The 20,143-nt window shown below is 70.2% G+C and carries 19 protein-coding genes and 1 pseudogene; 12 read left to right on the forward strand and 8 right to left on the reverse strand.

Translation table 11 applies throughout. The annotated features are described in order from the left end of the window. Window position 1: 1 nt before the first annotated feature. From OG510_RS15635 to hemL, 4 genes are all read right to left on the reverse strand, one after another. Window positions 2–622, reverse strand: a complete 621-nt coding sequence (locus OG510_RS15635; protein WP_406137451.1) for a TlpA family protein disulfide reductase — start codon at window positions 620–622, stop codon at window positions 2–4. 67 nt (window positions 623–689) lie between these two features. After that, complete coding sequence (locus OG510_RS15640; RefSeq protein ID WP_406137452.1) at window positions 690–1,928, reverse strand: hypothetical protein; 1,239 nt, start codon at window positions 1,926–1,928, stop codon at window positions 690–692. A gap of 104 nt (window positions 1,929–2,032) precedes the next feature. Further along, window positions 2,033–2,731, reverse strand: a complete 699-nt coding sequence (locus OG510_RS15645) for a histidine phosphatase family protein (RefSeq protein ID WP_406137453.1) — start codon at window positions 2,729–2,731, stop codon at window positions 2,033–2,035. Beyond that, on the reverse strand, window positions 2,728–4,050 hold the full coding sequence (gene hemL / locus OG510_RS15650) for a glutamate-1-semialdehyde 2,1-aminomutase (RefSeq protein WP_406137455.1): 1,323 nt from the start codon (window positions 4,048–4,050) through the stop codon (window positions 2,728–2,730). The genes OG510_RS15645 and hemL overlap by 4 nt, the downstream gene beginning before the upstream one ends. A gap of 116 nt (window positions 4,051–4,166) precedes the next feature. On the opposite strand from hemL, the gene OG510_RS15655 reads away from it, so the two are divergent. The 3 genes from OG510_RS15655 (at window position 4,167) to OG510_RS15665 (ending at window position 7,080) form a co-directional block, all read left to right on the forward strand. Beyond that, complete coding sequence (locus OG510_RS15655; RefSeq protein WP_203600540.1) at window positions 4,167–4,736, forward strand: hypothetical protein; 570 nt, start codon at window positions 4,167–4,169, stop codon at window positions 4,734–4,736. A gap of 443 nt (window positions 4,737–5,179) precedes the next feature. Then, window positions 5,180–6,544, forward strand: coding sequence for a molybdopterin-dependent oxidoreductase (locus OG510_RS15660; protein WP_406142411.1), 1,365 nt, complete (start codon window positions 5,180–5,182; stop codon window positions 6,542–6,544). A 2-nt stretch (window positions 6,545–6,546) separates the two neighbouring features. Beyond that, window positions 6,547–7,080, forward strand: a complete 534-nt coding sequence (locus OG510_RS15665) for a hypothetical protein (RefSeq protein WP_406142412.1) — start codon at window positions 6,547–6,549, stop codon at window positions 7,078–7,080. Here OG510_RS15665 and OG510_RS15670 read toward each other — a convergent pair. Then, window positions 7,049–7,702, reverse strand: a complete 654-nt coding sequence (locus OG510_RS15670) for a TIGR03086 family metal-binding protein (protein ID WP_406137457.1) — start codon at window positions 7,700–7,702, stop codon at window positions 7,049–7,051. The two genes, OG510_RS15665 and OG510_RS15670, sit on opposite strands and share 32 nt — an antisense overlap. A 64-nt stretch (window positions 7,703–7,766) precedes the next feature. Here OG510_RS15670 and OG510_RS15675 point away from each other — a divergent pair. Together OG510_RS15675 and OG510_RS15680 are read left to right on the forward strand one after the other, a co-directional pair. After that, window positions 7,767–8,600: pseudogene (locus tag OG510_RS15675) on the forward strand (DUF6597 domain-containing transcriptional factor); the annotation flags it as partial. A gap of 39 nt (window positions 8,601–8,639) precedes the next feature. Then, the gene (locus OG510_RS15680; protein ID WP_406142413.1) at window positions 8,640–9,152 is read left to right on the forward strand and encodes a GNAT family N-acetyltransferase; all 513 of its coding nucleotides are present in this window, start codon (window positions 8,640–8,642) and stop codon (window positions 9,150–9,152) included. A 68-nt stretch (window positions 9,153–9,220) separates the two neighbouring features. On the opposite strand, the gene OG510_RS15685 is transcribed toward OG510_RS15680, so the two are convergent. After that, window positions 9,221–9,481 (reverse strand): hypothetical protein, encoded by a 261-nt coding sequence (locus OG510_RS15685; RefSeq protein WP_164264219.1) that lies wholly within the window; start codon window positions 9,479–9,481, stop codon window positions 9,221–9,223. 89 nt (window positions 9,482–9,570) lie between these two features. On the opposite strand from OG510_RS15685, the gene OG510_RS15690 reads away from it, so the two are divergent. The 3 genes from OG510_RS15690 to OG510_RS15700 all read left to right on the forward strand — a co-directional run bounded on the left by OG510_RS15690 (window position 9,571) and on the right by OG510_RS15700 (window position 11,629). After that, window positions 9,571–10,317 (forward strand): Mut7-C RNAse domain-containing protein, encoded by a 747-nt coding sequence (locus tag OG510_RS15690; RefSeq protein WP_406137458.1) that lies wholly within the window; start codon window positions 9,571–9,573, stop codon window positions 10,315–10,317. A gap of 50 nt (window positions 10,318–10,367) precedes the next feature. Continuing rightward, window positions 10,368–10,703, forward strand: a complete 336-nt coding sequence (locus OG510_RS15695) for a YnfA family protein (RefSeq protein ID WP_406137460.1) — start codon at window positions 10,368–10,370, stop codon at window positions 10,701–10,703. A gap of 152 nt (window positions 10,704–10,855) precedes the next feature. Then, window positions 10,856–11,629, forward strand: a complete 774-nt coding sequence (locus OG510_RS15700) for an SDR family NAD(P)-dependent oxidoreductase (RefSeq protein ID WP_406137462.1) — start codon at window positions 10,856–10,858, stop codon at window positions 11,627–11,629. Between the two features lie 22 nt (window positions 11,630–11,651). Here the strand turns inward: OG510_RS15700 and OG510_RS15705 are convergent, their stop codons facing one another. After that, window positions 11,652–12,845, reverse strand: a complete 1,194-nt coding sequence (locus OG510_RS15705; RefSeq protein WP_406137464.1) for an RtcB family protein — start codon at window positions 12,843–12,845, stop codon at window positions 11,652–11,654. A 192-nt stretch (window positions 12,846–13,037) separates the two neighbouring features. Here OG510_RS15705 and OG510_RS15710 point away from each other — a divergent pair, with 192 nt between their 5' ends. From OG510_RS15710 to OG510_RS15720, 3 genes are all read left to right on the forward strand, one after another. Continuing rightward, window positions 13,038–13,880 (forward strand): DUF3558 domain-containing protein, encoded by an 843-nt coding sequence (locus OG510_RS15710; RefSeq protein WP_406142414.1) that lies wholly within the window; start codon window positions 13,038–13,040, stop codon window positions 13,878–13,880. Window positions 13,881–13,955: 75 nt separating this feature from the next. Then, complete coding sequence (locus OG510_RS15715) at window positions 13,956–14,666, forward strand: DUF3558 domain-containing protein (RefSeq protein ID WP_406137465.1); 711 nt, start codon at window positions 13,956–13,958, stop codon at window positions 14,664–14,666. Window positions 14,667–14,844: 178 nt separating this feature from the next. Then, on the forward strand, window positions 14,845–16,296 hold the full coding sequence (locus OG510_RS15720; RefSeq protein ID WP_406137466.1) for a DUF2637 domain-containing protein: 1,452 nt from the start codon (window positions 14,845–14,847) through the stop codon (window positions 16,294–16,296). Between the two features lie 114 nt (window positions 16,297–16,410). Here OG510_RS15720 and lysS read toward each other — a convergent pair whose 3' ends face one another. Beyond that, the gene (gene lysS / locus OG510_RS15725) at window positions 16,411–18,246 is read right to left on the reverse strand and encodes a lysine--tRNA ligase (RefSeq protein WP_406137467.1); all 1,836 of its coding nucleotides are present in this window, start codon (window positions 18,244–18,246) and stop codon (window positions 16,411–16,413) included. A 106-nt stretch (window positions 18,247–18,352) separates the two neighbouring features. On the opposite strand from lysS, the gene argS reads away from it, so the two are divergent. Then, on the forward strand, window positions 18,353–20,137 hold the full coding sequence (gene argS / locus OG510_RS15730; protein WP_406137468.1) for an arginine--tRNA ligase: 1,785 nt from the start codon (window positions 18,353–18,355) through the stop codon (window positions 20,135–20,137). The last annotated feature ends 6 nt before the right edge of the window (window positions 20,138–20,143 follow it).

The raw sequence follows: 20,143 nt of genomic DNA on the forward strand, positions 1-20,143 counted from the left end.
ATCACTTCTCCGTGATCAGTGGGTCGATCATCTTGCGCAGCGTGTCCTCTTCGACCCCGCCCGCCTTTCGGGCCGCGATCCTGCCGTCGCGGTCGATGACGACCGTGGAGGGGATGGCCTGCGGGTTCAGGCTGCCCGACGGGAAGCGGAGCAGCAGCTTGCCGGTCGGGTCGTAGAGGCTCGGGTACGGGACGTCGTAGCTCTTCTCGAACGCCTTGGCCGGACCGGTGGAGGTGTCACGGGTGTTGATCCCGACGAACTCCACGCCCTTGGACTTCAGGTCCCTGGAGACCTTCGCCAGGTTCCCGGCCTCGGCACGGCACGGCGGACACCAGGAACCCCAGACGTTCAGCACCACGATCTTGCCCTTGTAGGCGCTGTTCACATCGAGCGTCTTGCCCTCGATGGTCTTGCCGGACAGTTCGGGCGCGGTCTGGCGCCCGCTCTTCGCGGCGGTGACGATGCCGCTGCTGCTGGTCACATAGCGGGAGCCCTGCGAACTGCTGACCTTGGCACCGGATCCGCACGCCGACAGAGCGAGCGCGGAGACCGCGACCACTGCGCCCAGCTGGGCGGCGCGGCGGACGTCGGTGCGGCGGCGGAGAGGGCGCGTAAGAGCCATGTGAAAAGTTTCGCATGGCCGTTTCCCGGATCTTGCGCACCCCCCTCACTGCCCGGAAAGCCCGATGTCAAGCGGCCTTAAGGAAACTGTTCCAGCCGCCGGTCGGCCGCTGTCCGACTTCGAGAGTACGCAGCTTGTCGAGCACCGCGGGGTCCTGCACATCGAGCCAGTCGCAGAACTGCCGGAAGGAGACGAGCCGTACGTCGGGACGGCCCGCGATGTTCTTCATTGCTTCCTCGACGGCGTCCATGTAGAGGCCGCCGTTCCACTCCTCGAAGTGGTTGCCGATGTACATCGGCGCGCGGTTCGATTCGTACGTCCGCTTGAATCCGGCCAAATACGAGGCCGCCGCCTGCTTGCGCCAGTACGGATACTGCGACGTCATGCCCTTTGTCGAATTCTTCGACTGGTTGGCGAGCATGTTGTAGTCCATCGAGAGCACCTCGAAGGTGTGCCCGGGGAACGGGATCTGCTGCAGCGGGAGGTCCCAGAGTCCGCCGCGCTTGACCGGCCAGGTCTGCATGCCGCCGGGCGAACTGGCGTCGTAGCGCCAGCCGAGCTTCTTCGCCGTCGGCAGCAGATTGTCCTGGCCGAGCAGGCAGGGGGTGCGGCTGCCGACGAGTTCCTTGCGGTAGTCGAAAGGCAGCGGGGGCTCGTCGGTCCAGCCGGTGTTCGTCCGCCATTCGGTGACGAAGGAAACGGCCTGGTCGATCTCGCTCTGCCACTGTTCGGGGGTCCAGTGCGCGACCGAGCCCGAAGTGGTGCCGCAGAAATGCCCGTTGAAGTGTGTCCCGATCTCGTGGCCGTCGAGCCATGCCTGCCGGGTGTACTTCATGGTGGCCTTGATGTGGTCATCGTTGAGATAACCGATGGCGGACGCACCGACCGGGTTGTTCGGCGGGCGGTAGAGCGATTTCTTCGACTCGGGCAGCAGATAGAGCCCGGAGAGGAAGAACGTCATCTTCGCCTCGTGCTCCTGGGCGAGTTTCAGGAATCGCGGGAAAAGGCCGTTGCCGACCTCGCCCGCGCCGTCCCAGGAGAAAATCACGAACTGCGGCGGAGTCTCTCCGGGCTCCATCCTGACCGGCTTGTCCGGCTGATTCGGCTGGGGACCGGTGTCGGCGGTCGACCCGTCCCCGATCAGCCGGACAGGACCCTTTTTCGCCTCGGCCGCCCCTGAACCCTGGCTGCCCTTTTCCTTGCTGCCCACTGTGGCCTGTCCGCCGGCACCGCAGCCCGCCAGTCCGGCCGCGGCCGCAGCCCCGGCCCCCAGTCCCAGCAGGCCCCTCCTGCTCATGTTTCGCATCGCGTCACCCATCTGTTCGTCGTCCGGCGGCCCATACAAGCGGGCAACCGGTCAGATGATGGGATTAACGTGACGGTTCCGACGAACCGGTACGATTTTTCACTCTAGGCGCCGAACGCCTTTGCTTTTCCTTTGACAGGCTTTGCACCGGACAGGAGATGGGACGGCACCAGATCCCTCGCCGGTTCCGTGTAACCGACGGAGACGATCCGGTCCCCCTGGTACGTGAAGGTCGTCAGCGAGGCGAGCGTGCACTGCCGCTTGCGCGGGTCGTGCCACAGCCGCCGCCGCTCGACGAAGCTGCGCACGGTCCAGATCGGCAGCTGATGGCTGACACAGACCGCCTCGTGCCCGCGCGCGGCGTCCCGTGCGGCGTTCAACGCGCCCATCATCCGGACGACCTGGTCCACGTACGGCTCGCCCCAGGACGGGCGGAACGGGTTGGTGAGGTACTTCCAGTTCGCGGGCCTGGACAGGGCGCCGTCACCGACGCCGAACGTCTTGCCCTCGAAGATGTTCTCGGCCTCGATGAGCCGCCCGTCGGTGGCCAGATCGAGGCCGTGCGACGCGGCGACCGGGGTCGCGGTCTCCTGCGCACGCTCCAGCGGGGACGCCACGACATGCGTGATGTCCCGGCCCGCGAGGTGCTCGGCGACCCGGTCGGCCATCTCGCGGCCGAGCCCGGAGAGGTGGTAGCCGGGCCTGCGCCCGTACAGCACGCCGTCCGGGTTGTGCACCTCACCGTGGCGCATCAGGTGCACGACGGTGATCTCGTTGCTTCTGTCGCTGCTGTCGCTGCTCATGCGGACACCTCGGCGGCGGCTCGGGCGGCGGCGGGCAGCGCGGCCGCGATGCGCTCGACCGCCCGCTCGTCGTGCGTGGTCGAAACGAACCAGGACTCGAAGGCCGACGGCGGGAGATAGACACCCTGCGCCAGCATCGAGTGGAAGAAGGGAGTGAAGCGGAAAGCTTCCTGCGCCTTGGCGTCCTCGTAGTCACGGACCGGGCTGTCGCTGAAGAAGACGGAGAACATGTTGCTCGCCGCCTGGATGGTGTGCGCGACGCCCTCCTTGCTGAGCGCAGCGGCGACCAGGCCCTGGATCTCCAGGGAGACCGCGTCGACCTTCTCGTACGCCGCGTCGTCGAGCAGCCGCAGCTGGGCGAGCCCGGCGGCGGTGGCGACCGGGTTCCCGGACAGCGTGCCCGCCTGGTAGACGGGGCCGACGGGCGCCAGATACGCCATGACGTCCGCCCGCCCGCCGAACGCGGCGGCCGGGAAGCCGCCACCCATGACCTTGCCGAAGGTCATCAGGTCGGGGCGGACCCCGTCGACGCCGTACCAGCCGGCCTTCGAGGTACGGAAGCCGGTCATCACCTCGTCCGAGATGTACAGCGCGCCGTCGGCGGCGCAGAGCTCCTTGAGCCCGGCGTTGAACCCCTCGACGGGCGGCACCACGCCCATGTTCCCCGCGGAAGCCTCGGTGATGACGCAGGCGATCTCACCGGGGTGCGCGGCGAAGGCCCGGCGTACGGCTTCGAGGTCGTTGTACGGCAGGACGATGGTGTCGCCGGTCTGCGCGCCGGTCACCCCCGGGGTGTCGGGGAGGCCGAGGGTGGCGACCCCCGACCCGGCGGCGGCCAGCAGCGCGTCCACATGTCCGTGGTAGCAGCCGGCGAACTTCACCACCTTGGCGCGGCCGGTGAAACCGCGGGCGAGCCGGATGGCCGACATGGTCGCCTCGGTGCCCGACGACACCAGGCGCACCTGCTCGACGGGCCCGACACGGGCGACGATCTCCTCGGCGAGTGCGACCTCACCCTCCCCCGGCGTACCGAAGGAGGTGCCGCGCGCGACGGCGGCCTGCACGGCGGCGACGACCTCGGGGTGCGAGTGCCCGAGGATCATCGGACCCCACGAGCACACAAGGTCGACGTACTCACGTCCGTCGGCGTCGGTCAGATAGGGACCGGTACCGGACACCATGAACCGGGGCGAACCGCCCACGGCACGGAAGGCGCGAACCGGAGAGTTCACCCCGCCGGGTGTCACAAGGGACGCACGGTCGAAGAGCGTCTGCGAAACTGGGGCATCGTATTCGTACGGATAGCTCACACAAGCCATGGTGTCAGAGGCGCAGACGGTATTGCGGAGAGGTGTTTCACCGCACATCCGTGGGGGAGGTCTCTGACACGATGATCGGGTTGCGCGGCGGCGGCCGCGAGTGGTCGGGTGGAGATATGCATCGCGGTGGCGGACTGGGCGAGGGGACCGATGACCTGGGTCCCGAGCCTGCCCGGAGGGGAAAGCACCGACGAGAGGCAGAGGCACGGGCAAAGGCACGGAGTACGGGAAGCAGGAGCGGTGGGCTTGTGGGCGTGACCTACAAGTACTTCGGCGCGCCCGACGGGGCGACGGCGGCCCGGGTGCCGGTGACCATGCGGCCGGAGGAGCTGGGCGGCGATGAGCTCGGCATGGGCGGCATGTTCACGAAGATAAAGCCGGAGACGATGGCCGCCATGGTCCTCACCGGCATCCAGGGCATACCTCTGGGCAAGGTGCCCCCGCTGGAACTGGTCGTGCTGCACCCCGACTACGCGGTGGTGAAGCTCCCCATGACGGTCATCGACCCACTGCGCGGAGTCGGCGAGGAATCGGTCGGCGCCGCCGCCTTCATCTGGTCGACGGTCCCGGACCGCGGCGGCCCCCGGGACGCGTACAACGCCTACCAACTGCTGCACGAATGGCAGGACTTCTCCCACCGGCTGCACGACGCGGGGCATCAGGCTTACTGCCTGGTGTGGCCCTGACCGGCCGCACCTCCTCTTCTCCCGCGTCAGGTCTCTCGGGGCCTTCTGTCCGGATCGCTCCCGGCCCGCCACTGCGCCGAGCGGCTGATGTACGGCCCCGGGTCGACCGCGTACACCGCGTCCGTGCCGCGTCCCGCCGGAGGATCGGCGGATGGCCAGGCATCTCAGGACAGCGGAACCGGCGAACCGGCCGGCAGTGACAGCTTCAGCGGCCACCGGCCCGGCGACCGTACGGGCGGGTGGGCGCCGTGGCCCGCGACAGTGACCGTGGCGGCGGCGGTGGCGGCGGCGGTGGCGGTGGCGGCCACGGCAATGGCAACGGCGGCGACCCCGGCGACGAGCGCAGCCCGCGATCCGCACCGGCGGAGACCGGCGACGGCCAGGGCCAGGGCCACAGCCGGCGCACCCCACGGCCCGCCCCGGCGGCGACCGGCTCCCACCCCGTGCGACGCCGGCCCGCCCCCGCGGCGACCGGCTCCCACCCCGCGCCTCGCCGGCCCGCGCCCGGTGGTCGGCTGCCCGGCCGGGTGCGGGTCCTGGCCGGTGCGCCGCCGCCCGGTCCCTTCCGGCCCGCGTTCTGGCGCAGCCCGATCCGCGGCCCCTGGCTGACGGCGGTCCTCGGCCTGGTCCTGCTGTTCGGCGTCACCCTCATCTTCGTCACCGGACTGCTGTCGTACGCCGCCTACAACCCCGGCCTGGGAGCGCTCAACGACAAGACACCGGACAAAGGGCTGCTGGGCTTCTATCTCTTCACCTGGCCCACCCGCCCCGCCTGGCTCTACCGCCTCACCCAGGGCGTCCACGTCACCCTCGGGATCGTGCTCATCCCGGTGCTGCTCGCCAAGCTGTGGTCGGTCGTCCCGAAGCTCTTCACCTGGCCGCCCGCGGTCAGCCCCGCCCACGCCCTGGAACGGCTCTCGCTGATCCTGCTGGTCGGCGGCGTCCTCTTCGAGTTCGCCACCGGTGTGCTCAACATCCAGCTCGACTACGTCTTCCCCGGCTCCTTCTACACCCTGCACTTCTACGGCGCCTGGGTGTTCATGGCCGCCTTCGCCGCCCATGTGGTGCTGCGGCTGGGACGGATGTGGCGGGCGGTACGCTCCCGCACCCTGCGCTCCGTCCTGGCCACCGACACCGCACACACCACACCGGAACCACCCGATCCCTACGGCCTCGTGGCGCCCGCACCGGCCCGCCCGACCGTCAGCAGACGCGGCGCGCTCGGGCTCGTCGGCGCCGGATCGCTGGCCCTGCTCGTCGTCACCGCGGGCCAGAGCATCGGCGGCTCCCTGCGCCGCACCGCGCTGCTCGCCCCGCACAACCGCGACCCCCGTCCCGGCCCCAACGGCTTCCAGATCAACAAGAGCGCGGCCGCCGTCGGCATCAGGGCATCCGACATCGGCCCCCGCTGGCGCCTGGAGATCCACGGCGAGCAGCGGCGGCTCACCTTCACCCGCGCCCAGTTGCTCGCCCTGCGGCAGTACCCGGCGGCGCTGCCGATCGCCTGCGTGGAGGGCTGGTCCACCGACGACCAGAGCTGGTCGGGGCTACGCCTCTCCGACCTGGCCGCACTCGCCGGGACCCCGCACGCCCGCAGCGTGCTGGTCGAGTCCGTACAGCGCCGGGGCGCCTTCCGCAGCGTGCTCCTGGCCGGGAACCAGATCCACGACCCGCTCTCGCTGCTCGCCCTGCACGTCAACGGAGCACCGCTCTCCGCCGATCACGGCTACCCCGCCCGCGTCATCGTGCCCGCCAACCCCGGCGTGAACAACACCAAATGGGTCCGCCGCCTCACCTTCCGGACGTGACCATGAGCCTCTTCTCCCGCCGCTACGGCGGCAGGCCCTTCCATCTGCTCGTCATGGCCTGCTGCTTCACGGTCGCCGGGTACGCCGCGGTACGGCTCCTCGTGGGCCGCCCCGTCGCCGTCGCCGTCTGGTTCATCGGTGCGGCGCTCCTGCACGATCTGGTCCTGGTGCCGCTCTACAGCGCCGCGGACCGCACCGCGCAGGCCGCCGCACTCCCCCCGCGCACGCCCCCTTCGGCCGGCCGCCGCCTGCTCAACCATCTGCGCGCCCCGGTGGTCCTGTCCCTGCTCCTGCTGCTGGTCTGGTTCCCGCTGATCCTGCGCAGGTCGGCCCCGTACCACCAGGACACCGGGCTCTCGGACAGCGTCTACCTCGACCGCTGGCTGCTGATCACCGCGGGGCTGTTCGCCGCCTCCGCGCTCACGGCCCTGCTCAACACGGCCCGCCGGCGCCGGGCGCGGCCGTCGGCCACGGGGGCCACTGGGGCGACGGGGGCTACGCGGGCTACCGGCTCCAGAACGGATCACGACCGGTGACGGCCAGCAGCTGGTCCAACGCGGACGCCCCGGCCGCCACAGGCACCGGCTCACCGAAGACTCCCCCCGCACGGGCCATGGGCGCCATGTCCGCGAACGCGGGCAAGACCTCATCGACCACGGCCGGCTCCGGCGCGAAATCCTGACCGGTCGCACGGGCCAGGTCCCAGGCGTGCACGGTCAGGTCACCGAGCACCATGTGGCCGACCGTCCTGGCGGGCAGATTCAGCCGGCCCGCCGTGCCCTCCTCCGCACCGGGCGCGGCCCACGCGGCGACCAGAGCCGCGGTCTCCTCACCGAACCTGCGCCGCCAGTCGCCCACCACGTACTCCGGCGCGGTACTGAAGTCCGCGTCCTTGCGCACGGCCAGCGCCTGGAAGTTGACCAGGACGTGGATGAGGTGGTTGACCAGTGCGCGTACGTCGTACTCGGCGCACGGCGTACGGTCCGCCAGCTGGGCGTCCCCGATCCCCCGGACCACGGGGAGCGCCTGTCTGCCGGCGGCTTCGAGCAGCTCACTGACCGGGGCCGTAACCGGGGCTCCGCCGGAGTTCCCGTTGTTGTTCCCGTTCTCGTTTCCGTTCTCGTTCTCGTTCTCGTTCTCGTTCTCGTTCTCGTTCATGGTTCCGACGTTAGGCACGGCCGGTCGGCGGCTTCTTGAAGAAACGCGACATACGATCGCCGGCATGTCAGATCCGCTGCCCGGCCGGCTGCCCGGTCCTTCGTCCGGACCACGGCGCGACACCCGAGGCATCGTCGACGCCCCCGAGCTCTTCGCCCGCGTCCGCTTCCGTCGCCGCAGGCCCGCGCCCGCGCTCCGTCCGTATCTGGAGCACTACTGGCTCATCGACTGGGATCTGGACGAGCCGCATGTCTCCCATGTCGTGCCGCACCCGTCGGTGAACATCGTCTTCCAGCGCTTCGGCGGCTCGCCCGCCTTCGGCGAGGTCGCGGGGGTCGGCCTGGGCCTGTTCACCCAGAAGCTGGCCGGGGCGGGGGTGGTGTGCGGTATCCAGTTCCGGCCCGGCGGATTCCGTCCGTTCGTACCGGATCACCCGGTGTCGGACTGGACCGGACGCCGGGTCCGGCTGCCCGCTGTACTCCCGGATTCCGCCGCCCGGCCGGCGGACATCCTCACGCCGTCCGACGAGGACGTACGGGTGGCCGCCCTGGACCGCTTCCTGCTGTCACTGGCTCCCGAGCCCGACCCGCAGGCCGCCCGGGCGATGGCCCTGGCCGACCGGGTACGGACCGACCGCACGGTGCGCCGGGTCGAGGAACTGGCCGCCGGCGAAGGCGTATCGGCGCGGTCCCTGCAACGGCTCTTCGCCTCGTACGTCGGTGTGAGCCCCAAGTGGGTGATCCTGCGCTACCGGATCCATGAGGCCCTGGAGCGTGCCGAGACGGACGCGGCGGTCGACTGGGCCGCCCTCGCCGCCGAACTGGGCTACAGCGACCAGGCCCATCTCACACGCGACTTCACCGCGACGATCGGCGTCGTCCCGGCGGCTTACGGCGCCTCGACCCGGTTGTCGGTGTCGCGGCCTACAGTCGGATCCATGCGAGACGCAGTACGGATCGAGCCGTGGTCGGAGAGCGACCTGCCGCTGCTGCGCCGGATGAACGCGCCGGAGCTGATGAACCACCTGGGCGGCCCCGAGACGGAGGACCAACTGCTCGTCCGGCATGAGCGGTACGTCGCCATGAGCGCGGGGACGGACGGCACGGGCACGATGTTCCGGGTGGTGGCCGCCGCCACGGGTGAGGCCGTCGGGACCGTCGGGTACTGGGAGCACAGCCGGGACGGGGAAATGATCTACGAGGCCGGGTGGGGTGTGCTGGCGGAACACCAGGGGCGGGGGCTGGCCACCGCCGCCGTACGCGCGGTGCTGGAACGGGCCGGGCGGGAACGGAGGCATCGGTTCGTGCACGCCTTCCCGTCCGTCGACAACCCTCCGTCGAACGCGGTGTGCAGAAAGGCGGGCTTCTCGCTCCTGGGCGCCTGCGACTTCGAGTACCCGCCGGGCCGGGCCATGCGCTGCAACAACTGGCGGGTGGAGCTCATCTTCTGAGGTGCCGGGAAATAACTCGGGCGGGTCGGGTGGCTCCCGGAAGCAGACGCCCCCGGGAGCCCGGCCGTTCAGCTGCTGAGGAGCTCGTTGCCCGCCTTCAGCGCGTCACCGCCTGCCTTGGCCGCTCCCTTCACGGCGTGCACCTTCTTGCCGACGCTGTTCCCGACGACACCCTGGGCGATGGGCTTGGCCTGCTCGCCGACGGCGGCCGTGGTCTGGGCCGCGTTGCTGAGCGTGCCCCCGAGGTCGCTGGCCTGGGCGGCCGGAGCGAAAGCGGCGAGCAGGGCGGATCCGGCGGCTGCGGTGGTGAGAATTCGACGTACGTTCATGATCGGAGTAACGCGCGGAACCGCCTGAAGGCACGCCCCCGGCGGCGGATCGCCCCGACTGGCCCCGGGCCCGATGGCATCCTGACACCGTGAACGGACCGGAGATCCACCTCGAAGTCGCCCCCGAGCTGCGCCTCTTCCTCCCGCCCGAGCGCCGCCAGGGGCGCACCGCCCTGGCCACCGACGGCTCGTCGACGCTCGGCCATGTCGTCGAGTCGGCCGGTGTCCCGCTCACCGAGGCCGGCCGGCTGGTCGTGGACGGCAGGCCCGCGGCGCCCTCGCACATCCCGCGCGCGGGCGAGACCGTCGAGGTGTACGCGGTGGACCGCCCCCAACGGGTGCCGGGCGCCCCGCTCCGTTTCCTGCTCGACGTCCATCTCGGCACGCTGGCACGGCGGTTGCGGCTGCTCGGCGTGGACACCGCGTACTTCAGCGAGGACATCGGGGATCCCGCGCTCGCCACGTACTCGGCGGAACACCGGCGTGTCCTGCTGTCCAGGGACCGGGGGCTGCTACGGCGGCGCGAGCTCTGGGCCGGGGCGTACGTCTACAGCGACCGGCCCGACGAGCAACTCCGCGACGTACTGGGCAGGTTCGCCCCCGACCTCGCGCCGTGGACCCGGTGCAGCGCGTGCAACGGTGAGCTGGTCCCCGCCACCAAGGAGAGCGTGCGCGGCCGGATCGAGGACGGCACCGAGCGCACCCACGACGTCTTCGCCCAGTGCGTGGCGTGCGAGCGGGTGTACTGGCGCGGCGCGCACCACCACCGGCTCGAGGCGATCGTCGCGGACGCGCTGCGCGAGTTCAGCCCGGCACCCCGGCCCACGGACGGCTGACCCGCCGCCGCACCGAGAGGCGGCGGGCCCGGCCGTGCCAGGCTGTCCCCATGCTGATCGTCCGCTCCGCCGCCCTCTTCGTCCTCGCCGCGCTCTTCGAGATCGGCGGCGCGTGGCTCGTCTGGCAGGGCGTACGGGAGAACAAGGGCTGGATCTGGATCGGCGGCGGCGTCATCGCGCTCGGCATCTACGGCTTCGTCGCGACGCTGCAGCCCGACGGCCAGTTCGGCAGGATCCTCGCCGCGTACGGCGGGGTCTTCGTCGCCGGATCGATCATCTGGGGCATGGTCGCCGACGGCTACCGGCCGGACCGCTGGGATGTGACCGGCGCACTGATCTGTCTGGCCGGGATGGCCGTGATCATGTACGCACCACGGGGGCACTGAGCCCGGGCATATCCTGGCAGCACCCCGTACCGAACGTACTGAACGCACAGACCGCACGGGACCGACCCGACCGCGCAGACCGACCCGACCGAACTGGCCAAGCCGGCCGAGCCGCCACCACGGCCACCCGGCCGCCCCCCGAGGAGCCCGTCATGACCGCCGCGCCCGCCGCCACCAACCGCATCGCCGTCGTCACCGGAGCGAGCAGCGGCATCGGCGCAGCCACCGCACGGCAGCTCGCGGCGGCCGGCTACCGGGTCGTGCTCACCGCACGTCGCAAGGACCGCATTGAGGCGGTGGCGGCGGAGATCAACGCGGCGGGCCACCAGGCCACGGCGTACGCCCTGGACGTCACCGACCGCGCGGCCGTCGAGGAGTTCGCCACCGCGTTCCCCACCATCGGCGTCCTGGTCAACAACGCGGGCGGCGCACTCGGCGCGGACCCGGTCGCCACCGGCGACCCGGCGGACTGGCGCCAGATGTACGAGACCAACGTCATCGGCACGCTCAACCTCACCCAGACCCTGCTCCCCGCCCTGATCGCGAGCGGCGACGGCACGGTCGTGATCGTCTCGTCCACGGCGGGCCACGGGGCGTACGAGGGCGGCGGTGGCTATGTGGCCGCGAAGAACGGCGCCCGCGTCCTGGCCGAGACGCTCCGTCTGGAGATCGTCGGCCGGCCGGTGCGGGTGATCGAGATCGCCCCCGGCATGGTCAAGACCGAGGAGTTCGCCACGACCCGCTTCGGCGGCGACGAGGAGAAGGCCGCCAAGGTCTACGCGGGCGTGGCCGACCCTCTGGTCGCGGACGACGTGGCGGAGGCGATCACCTGGACGGTGACCCGCCCCAGCCACGTCAACATCGACCTCCTGGTGGTCCGCCCCCGAGCCCAGGCGTCCAACACCAAGGTCCACCGGGAGCTGTGACCCGGGCCGGCCCGTTCGCGGGTCAGCCCTTCACACACACGACCTGCTTGAGCTTGGCCACGACCTCGACCAGATCGCGCTGCCGGTCGATGACCTGCTCGATCGGCTTGTACGCGCCGGGGATCTCGTCCACGACACCGGAGTCCTTCCGGCACTCCACCCCCTGCGTCTGCTCCTCGAGGTCCCGGGTGCTGAAGCGGCGCTTCGCCGCGCTCCGGCTCATCTTCCGCCCTGCACCGTGCGAGGCGGAGTTGAACGCCTTCTCGTTGCCGAGGCCCTTCACGATGTACGAACCCGTGCCCATCGAGCCGGGGATGATCCCGTAGTCACCGGATCCGGCGCGGATGGCGCCCTTCCTGGTGACCAGCAGGTCCATGCCCTCGTACCGCTCCTCGGACACGTAGTTGTGATGGCAGCTGATGACCGGGTCGAAGGTCACCCGGGCCTTCTTGAACTCCTTCCGGACCACGTCCTGGAAGAGGCTCATCATGATGGCCCGGTTGTACTTCGCGTACTCCTGCGCCCAGAACAGGTCGTTCCGGTACGCCCCCATCTGCGGGGTGTCGGCGATGAACACCGCCAGGTCCCGGTCCACCAGGCCCTGATTGTGCGGGAGCTTCTGCGCGACGCCGATGTGGTGGTCCGCCAGCTCCTTGCCGATGTTCCTGGAGCCCGAGTGCAGCATCAGCCAGACCGAATCCGACTCATCGAGACAGAACTCGATGAAGTGATTCCCGGATCCGAGCGAACCCATCTGCTTTGCAGCCCGGCCCTGACGGAATTTGACCGCTTCGGCGACCCCGTCGAACCGTGCCCAGAAGTCGTCCCACCCCGCCGTCGGGAAGCCGTGCATACGGCCAGGCTCCACCGGGTCGTCGTGCATCCCCCGGCCCACCGGAATCGCCGCTTCGATCCTGGAGCGCAGCCGCGACAGATCACCCGGCAGGTCGTTCGCCGTCAGTGACGTCCTCACCGCCGACATTCCGCAGCCGATGTCCACGCCGACCGCCGCCGGGCAGACCGCCCCGTGCATCGCGATCACCGAGCCGACCGTCGCGCCCTTGCCGTAGTGCACGTCCGGCATGACGGCGAGGCCCTTGATCCAGGGCAGCGTGGCGACATTCCGCAGCTGCTGCATCGCGCCGTCCTCGACCGACGCCGGGTCGGCCCACATCCGGATGGGGACCTTCGCACCCGGCACCTCTACATACGACATAGCTCCTCTATTCCCCCGAACAGCCTGAATAAGAAAAACACGCATCAGGATCCGCAAAAACGACAGCGGACCGGCATGTACACCAGTGCGTGCGATAGACATTGTGTCCGGTCACCGTCAGCAGGCGGTATCCGTTTTCCGTTCCGAAGGGAGCCTCGGACAGTGCAGCGAAGGGCTTACGTTCCCGGCTTGGTGCTGCTCGCAGCGCTCGTCACCGGCTGCACGACCGGCTCCGGGACCGATGGTTCCACCGCCGACGCGAAGCCCGGCGAGACCACTCCCGCCGCGGCGCCCGGCAAGTACTCCACCCTGCCGGAGCCCTGCCGCGCCGCCGATCAGGGCGTACTGAAGGACATGTTCCCGGAGATCGCCGACCTGCCGAAGGACCAGCAGGAGCAGGCGTACGCGGGCACGCCCGAGGCCACCTTCGACACCGACCGCCAGGTGGGCTGCCTGTGGAAGGCCGACTCGCCCGCGGACGCGCACCGGCTGCGTATCCGGATGGAACGCGTCGTGAGTTACGACACCACTGTCAGCGACGACGACCAGGCCAAGACCCTGTACGCCCAGAAGCTGACCGCCGCCGGTCTGCCCGCCGACGACTCACCCTCCACGACCCCGAGCTCCAGCGCGGACGACGGCACCACCCGGTCCCCCGGGCCGGGCGACACACCGGCCGGCGGACAGGACGAAGGGCAGAACGGCGGACAGGACGAGGGACAGGACGGCGGCAATGACAGCGGCGCGCAGGACGGCGGGAAGAGCGACTCCGGCGCCGGGCAGCCCTCGGCCGACCTCCAGTCGCGGACCCTCAGCGGCCTCGGCAGCGCCGCCTTCCTCGCCGACGTCCCGGCCAAGGCAGGCTCCGCGTCGTCGCAGCACACCGTCCGGGTAGTCTTCCGCGCATCGAACGTGCTCGTGACCGTGGAGTACAGCGAGGAGCCCGCCGAGGCGGGCACTCCCCCCGACACCAAGAGCCTGCAGGACAGGACGCAGGCCATGGCCCACAAACTCGCCGACCAGATCGGTGAATAGTCCACCGTCCGGCGCCCCCGGCGTACCGTGGCGGCCCGGACCGTACGACCCGTACGACAGATGAGCGAAGGAACCATGCACCGATCAGCCCCGCGACTCACCCGCCTTCTCGCCTGTGCAGCCGTCCCCGTGATGCTCGTCGTCGCCGGCTGCTCGTCCGACTCCGGCTCCGGCGGCAAGAAGAGTTCGAGCTCCTCCGCGCCCAGCGCGTCGGCGTCCCCGACCGTCGCGAAGGCGGTGTACGCCAAGCTGCCCGACGCCTGCAAGTCGGTCCCGGCGAAGACCGTCTCGGACCTGGTCCCCAAGGCGAAGGACAAGTCGGGCACCGAGGTGAAGTCGACCGACCTGTCGGCCCGCGCCGGCTGTTCCTGGAACGGTCTGGAGAGCAAGGGCACCAAGGGCTCCCAGTACCGCTGGCTCTCCGTGTCGTATCTGCGGTTCGGCTCCGACAGCGTCCTCGGCAGCGGCCAGAAGCGCGCCCAGGACCAGTACACCAAGGCCGTGGCCGACGCGAAGGCGACGGACGGCGCGAAGAGCGTCAAGACGGTGACCACACCGGGCATCGGCAACGAGGCGACGACGGTCACCTACGAACAGCGCAAGACCGACGCGGACTTCGTCTACGCCGTGGTCATCACGCGTTCGGAGAACGTCATCACCACCGTCAACCACAACGGCGCGGGCTACGAGGGCCTCAAGTCCCCGTCGGCCGCCGACATGACGAAGGGCGCGCAGACCGCGGCCAAGGCGGCCGTGGCCTCGGTGGCCACCGCCAACCACAAGTAACGAGCACGGCCGGCGGCTTCAACGGGCCGCCCCCGCAGGCCCCTTCGCGCGCCCGCCTCCGGAGCCCGGTCCCCCCTCGGGGCCGGGCTCCGGGCGTACCCGCGCAACGCCGTCCGTACACATGTGCCAGGCTGTGCCCGCCGGATGTCGAATTCAGGAGGGTCCGCGGGTGGCCGCGATGCAGCTGACACGCACGCACCGGATACTCATCGCGCTCGTGGTGGCGGGCGCGGTGATCATCGCCGGGATCGGTTTCGTGGGTTCCTACGCGGCCGTGCGCGAACTCGCCCTGGAGAAGGGCTTCGGCTCCTTCTCGACGGTCTTCCCGATCGGTATCGACGCGGGGATCTGTGTGCTGCTGGCACTGGATCTGCTGCTGACGTGGATCCGTATCCCGTTCCCGCTGCTGCGCCAGACGGCGTGGCTGCTGACGGCCGCGACGATCGCCTTCAACGGCGCCGCCGCCTGGCCCGACCCGCTGGGCACCGGGATGCACGCGGTGATCCCGGTGCTGTTCGTGGTCTGCGTCGAGGCGGCGCGCCACGCGGTGGGCCGGATCGCCGACATCACGGCCGACAAGCACATGGAGGGCGTGCGCCTCACCCGCTGGCTGCTCTCGCCGGTGCCGACCTTTCTGCTGTGGCGCCGGATGAAGCTGTGGGAGCTGCGCAGATACGACGAGGTCATCAAGCTCGAACAGGACCGGCTGATCTACCAGGCGCGGCTCCAGGCCAGGTTCGGCCGCGCGTGGCGGCGCAAGGCGCCCATCGAGTCGCTGATGCCGCTGCGGCTCGCGCGGTACGGGGTGCCGCTCGCGGAGACGGCCCCGTCCGGGCTGGCGGCGGCCGGTATCGAGCCGGTCCTGCTGCCTCCGGTGCCGGCCCTGGAAGCGGGGACCGGGGCCGTGGGGCCCGCCGGCCAGGAGCAGACGCGGGTGAACGAGCAGGCCCGGGCCCAGGAGCAGCGCCAGGAACAGCCGCAGGAGCCCCCGCCCACGCACGAGTCCCCCTGGTTCGCCGCGCCGCAGGTCTCGCAGGAGGCGTACACGGGCACTTACGACCCGGCGTACGAGCCCACGTACGAGCAACAGCAGTACGAACAGCAGCAGTACGAGCAGCAGTACGCCGGCCCGTACCCGCCGGAGCAGGAGTACGAGCAGGGATACGAGCCGGAGTACCAGCAGGAGTACCAGCAGGGTTATGAGGACTCGCGGTACGACGAACCGCACGCCCCGCAGGTCATGGTCCCCACCGGAGCGGGCGGCTCGCGCCCCCTCGGCGGTGTGATCCCCGCGCCGCGCACCGCTGAGCAGCCCTTCGACCGGACCGGCGAGAGCAACGCGGACGCCGAGAACGCCGAGAGCGCCGACGCCGCCGGTGCGGACAGCCCGGAGGTGCAGGGCCTGCCGGACGACGTGCCCCGTGAGGACGCGTACTTCGGGGCCTACCGGAAGTTCATCAGCGAGAACAACGAGGTCCCGACGGTGCGCCAGTTCGGCCGTTATCTGAAGGATCTGTACGGCGTCACGGGCCGCAACAGCGAGACCCTGAGCGACAGTTCGCTCCGCCCGTACCTGGCCCGCTTCCAGCAGCGGTACGCCGAGGAACTGGACGCGGAGCACATCGCGTAACCGGCCGGGAGACCAGAGAGCACAGAGGACACAGAAGACAGCCGACACAGCGGAAGGGCCGCTGCCCCGGGAAATCCCGGGGCAGCGGCCCTGACCCGTACCGGCCGCGGCCGGTCAGGCCGCGAGCAGCTTCCGTACCCGGTCGGCGCCGACGGCGAGCAGCAGCGTGGGCAGCCGCGGCCCGGTGTCGCGGCCGACCAGCAGCTGGTAGAGCAGGGCGAAGAAGGTGCGCTGGGCGACCTTCAGCTCCGGGGTGGGCTTGGCGTCCGGCGCGAAGCCGGCCTGGACCTTCGGTACGCCATAGACGAGCGTCGTCAGGCCGTCGAGCGACCAGTGCGTGTCGAGCCCTTCGATGAGCAGCCGCAGTGACTCGCGGTCCTGGTCGCCGAGGGCGGCCAGGGTCTCGGTGTCCGGCTCGGCCCGCACCAGGGTGCGCTGTTCGGCCGGGACCTGGGTGGTGATCCAGTTCTCGGCGCGGTCGAGCCGGGGGCGCACCTCGTCGAGCGAGGTGATCGGGTTCTCCGGGTCCAGTTCGCTGAGGATGCGCAGTGTCTGGTCCTCGGCCCCGGCCGTGATGTCCGCGACGGATGCCAGCGTGCGGTACGGCAACGGGCGCGGGGTGCGCGGGAGTTCACGCTCCGCCGTGCGGGCGGCGCGGGTGTGCGCGGCGGCGTCGGCGGGCAGCGCCGAGCCGTCGGCGACCTTGGACTCCAGCTTGTCCCACTCGTCGTAGAGCCGCTGGATCTCCTGGTCGAAGGCGATCTTGAACGACTGGTTGGGCCTGCGCCGTGCGTACAGCCAGCGCAGCAGCGGGGCCTCCATGATCTTCAGCGCGTCGGCCGGGGTGGGCACGCCGCCCTTGGACGACGACATCTTGGCCATGCCGCTGATGCCGACGAAGGCGTACATCGGGCCGATCGGCTGCACGCCGTCGAAGATCTCGCGGACGATCTGTCCGCCGACGACGAACGAGGAGCCGGGCGAGGAGTGGTCGACGCCGCTGGGCTCGAAGACGACGCCCTCGTAGGCCCAGCGCATCGGCCAGTCGACCTTCCAGACCAGCTTTCCGCGGTTGAACTCGCTGAGCCGGACGGTCTCGGCGTGTCCGCACGCGGTGCAGGTGTAGGCCAGCTCGGTCGTCTCGTCGTCGTAGGAGGTGGCCGTGGTGAGGTCCTTCTCGCACGCGCCGCAGTAGGGCTTGTAGGGGTAGTAACCGGTGGCGCTGCTGCTGCCGTCGTCCTCGTCGGCGGCGCCGGATCCCTCGGCGGCCTCGATCTCGGCCTCGTCGAGCGGCTTCTGGCCCTGCTTCTGGCCCTGCTTCTGCTTGCCGCCCGCGGGGCCCTGCTTCGCCGGGTCCTTCTTGGTGCGGTACCGGTCGAGGATCGCGTCGATGTCGGCGCGGTGCTTCATGGCGTGCAGGATCTGCTCGCGGTAGGTGCCCGCCAGATACTGCTCGGTCTGGCTGATCGGGTCGTACTCCACGCCCAGCTCGGCCAGCGCCTCGACCATGGCGGCCTTGAAGTGCTCGGCCCAGTTCGGGTACGCGGACCCGGCCGGGGCCGGCACCGATGTGAGGGGCTTGCCGATGTGCTCGGCCCAGGACGCGTCGATGCCGGGGACGCCGTTCGGCACCTTGCGGTACCGGTCGTAGTCGTCCCAGGAGATGAGGTGGCGCACCGTGTACCCGCGGCGCCTGATCTCGTCGGCGACCAGGTGCGGGGTCATCACCTCGCGCAGGTTGCCCAGGTGGATCGGGCCCGACGGGGAGAGACCGGAGGCGACGACGACCACCGGTGCGTCCGCGCCAGAGTGTTTCGCGCCCGCGGCACGGCGCTCCGATTCGGCGATGACATCGTCCGCGAAACGGGAGACCCAGTCGGTCTCGGTGCTCTGAGCCACGATCGGCACGTCCTTCTTTCTCGTACGCCTTCGAACAAGGGCGACTGTCATTCTCCCAGGTCCCTCCGGGAGAGCGAAAACGGCTTTCCGTACGGCGTGACGGCCATGGGATACTTGATCCGATCCCTTGTACCTCTATGGAAACGGCAGCGGCCCCATGCCTGAGCCAGTCTCGGTCAATTCCCTCGCTTCGACGCTTCAGCAGCACCTCTCGGACGCCCTGACGGCAGCTCTGCCCGATGCCGGTGCCGCGGACCCGCTGCTGCGCCGAAGCGACCGGGCCGACTTCCAGGCCAACGGGATCCTGGCCCTGGCGAAGAAGCTGAAGGGCAATCCGCGCGACCTTGCGGCCACGGTCACGGCGGCGCTCCCGGCCAATGACCTGATCAAGGAGATCGAGGTCTCGGGCCCCGGCTTCCTGAACATCACGCTGACCGACCGGGCGATCACCGAGACCCTCGCGGCGCGCGCCGCCGACGCGCGGCTCGGTGTGCCGTACGCCGCGCAGGCGGGCACGACGGTCATCGACTACGCCCAGCCGAATGTGGCGAAGGAGATGCACGTCGGGCATCTGCGGTCGGCCGTGATCGGCGACGCGATGGCGAAGATCATGGAGTTCGGCGGCGAGACGGTGGTCCGGCGCCACCACATCGGGGACTGGGGCACCCAGTACGGGATGCTCATCCAGTATCTGATCGAGCACCCGCACGAGCTGGACCACGAGGGCGGCGAGGAGGACGGCGAGGCCGCCATGTCCTCGCTCGACCGGCTGTACAAGGCGTCGCGCGCGGTCTTCGACTCCGACGAGGAGTTCAAGGCGCGCGCCCGGGACCGGGTGGTCGCTCTGCAGGCCGGGGACCCGGAGACGCTGGCGCACTGGCAGCGGTTCGTGGACGAGTCGAAGATCTACTTCTACTCGGTCTTCAACAAGCTGGACATGGAGATCGAGGACGCGGACATCGTCGGCGAGTCCGGTTACAACGACATGCTGGAGGAGACCTGCCGGCTCCTGGAGGAGTCGGGTGTCGCGGTCAGGTCCGAGGGCGCGCTCTGTGTGTTCTTCGACGATGTGAAGGGCCCGGACGGCAACCAGGTCCCGCTCATCGTGAAGAAGACGAACGGCGGCTACGGCTACGCGGCCACCGACCTCTCGGCGATCCGTAACCGGGTGCAGGACCTCAAGGCGAACGCCCTGCTGTACGTGGTGGACGTCCGCCAGTCGCTGCACTTCAAGATGGTCTTCGAGACGGCCCGCCGGGCGGGCTGGCTGGACACGGGCGCCGGTGAGGCGAAGCCCGTACAGCTGGCGTTCGGCACGGTGCTCGGCAAGGACGGCAAGCCGTTCAAGACCCGGGCGGGCGAGTCGGTGCGGCTGGTGGACCTCCTGGACGAGGCGGTCGAGCGCGCGACGGCCGTGGTGCGGGAGAAGAACAACGACAAGGTCGGGCTCACCGAGGCCGAGATCGTCGAGAACGGCGCGCAGATCGGCATCGGCGCGGTCAAGTACGCGGACCTGTCCACGTCGGCGGCCCGCGACTACAAGTTCGACCTGGACCAGATGGTGTCCCTGAACGGCGACACCAGCGTGTACATCCAGTACGCGTACGCCCGTATCCAGTCGATCCTGCGGCTGTCGGGCGAGGCGAAGCCGGCCGCGCACCCGGAGCTGGAGCTGGCACCGGCCGAGCGTGCGCTGGGGCTGCACCTGGACCAGTTCGCCGAGGTCCTCGCCGAGGTCGCGTCCGCGTACGAGCCGCACAAGCTGGCCGCGTACCTCTACCAGCTGGCCTCGCACTACACGACGTTCTACGCCGAGTGCCCGGTCCTCAAGGCCGCGACCCCGGAGCAGGTGGAGAACCGGCTGTTCCTGTGCGAGCTGACCGCCCGCACCCTGCACCAGGGGCTCCAGCTGCTGGGCATCCGGACGCCCGAGCGGCTGTAGGCAGAG

The sequence above is a fragment of the Streptomyces sp. NBC_01089 genome, assembly GCF_045162975.1.
Classification (GTDB): Bacteria; Actinomycetota; Actinomycetes; order Streptomycetales; family Streptomycetaceae; genus Streptomyces.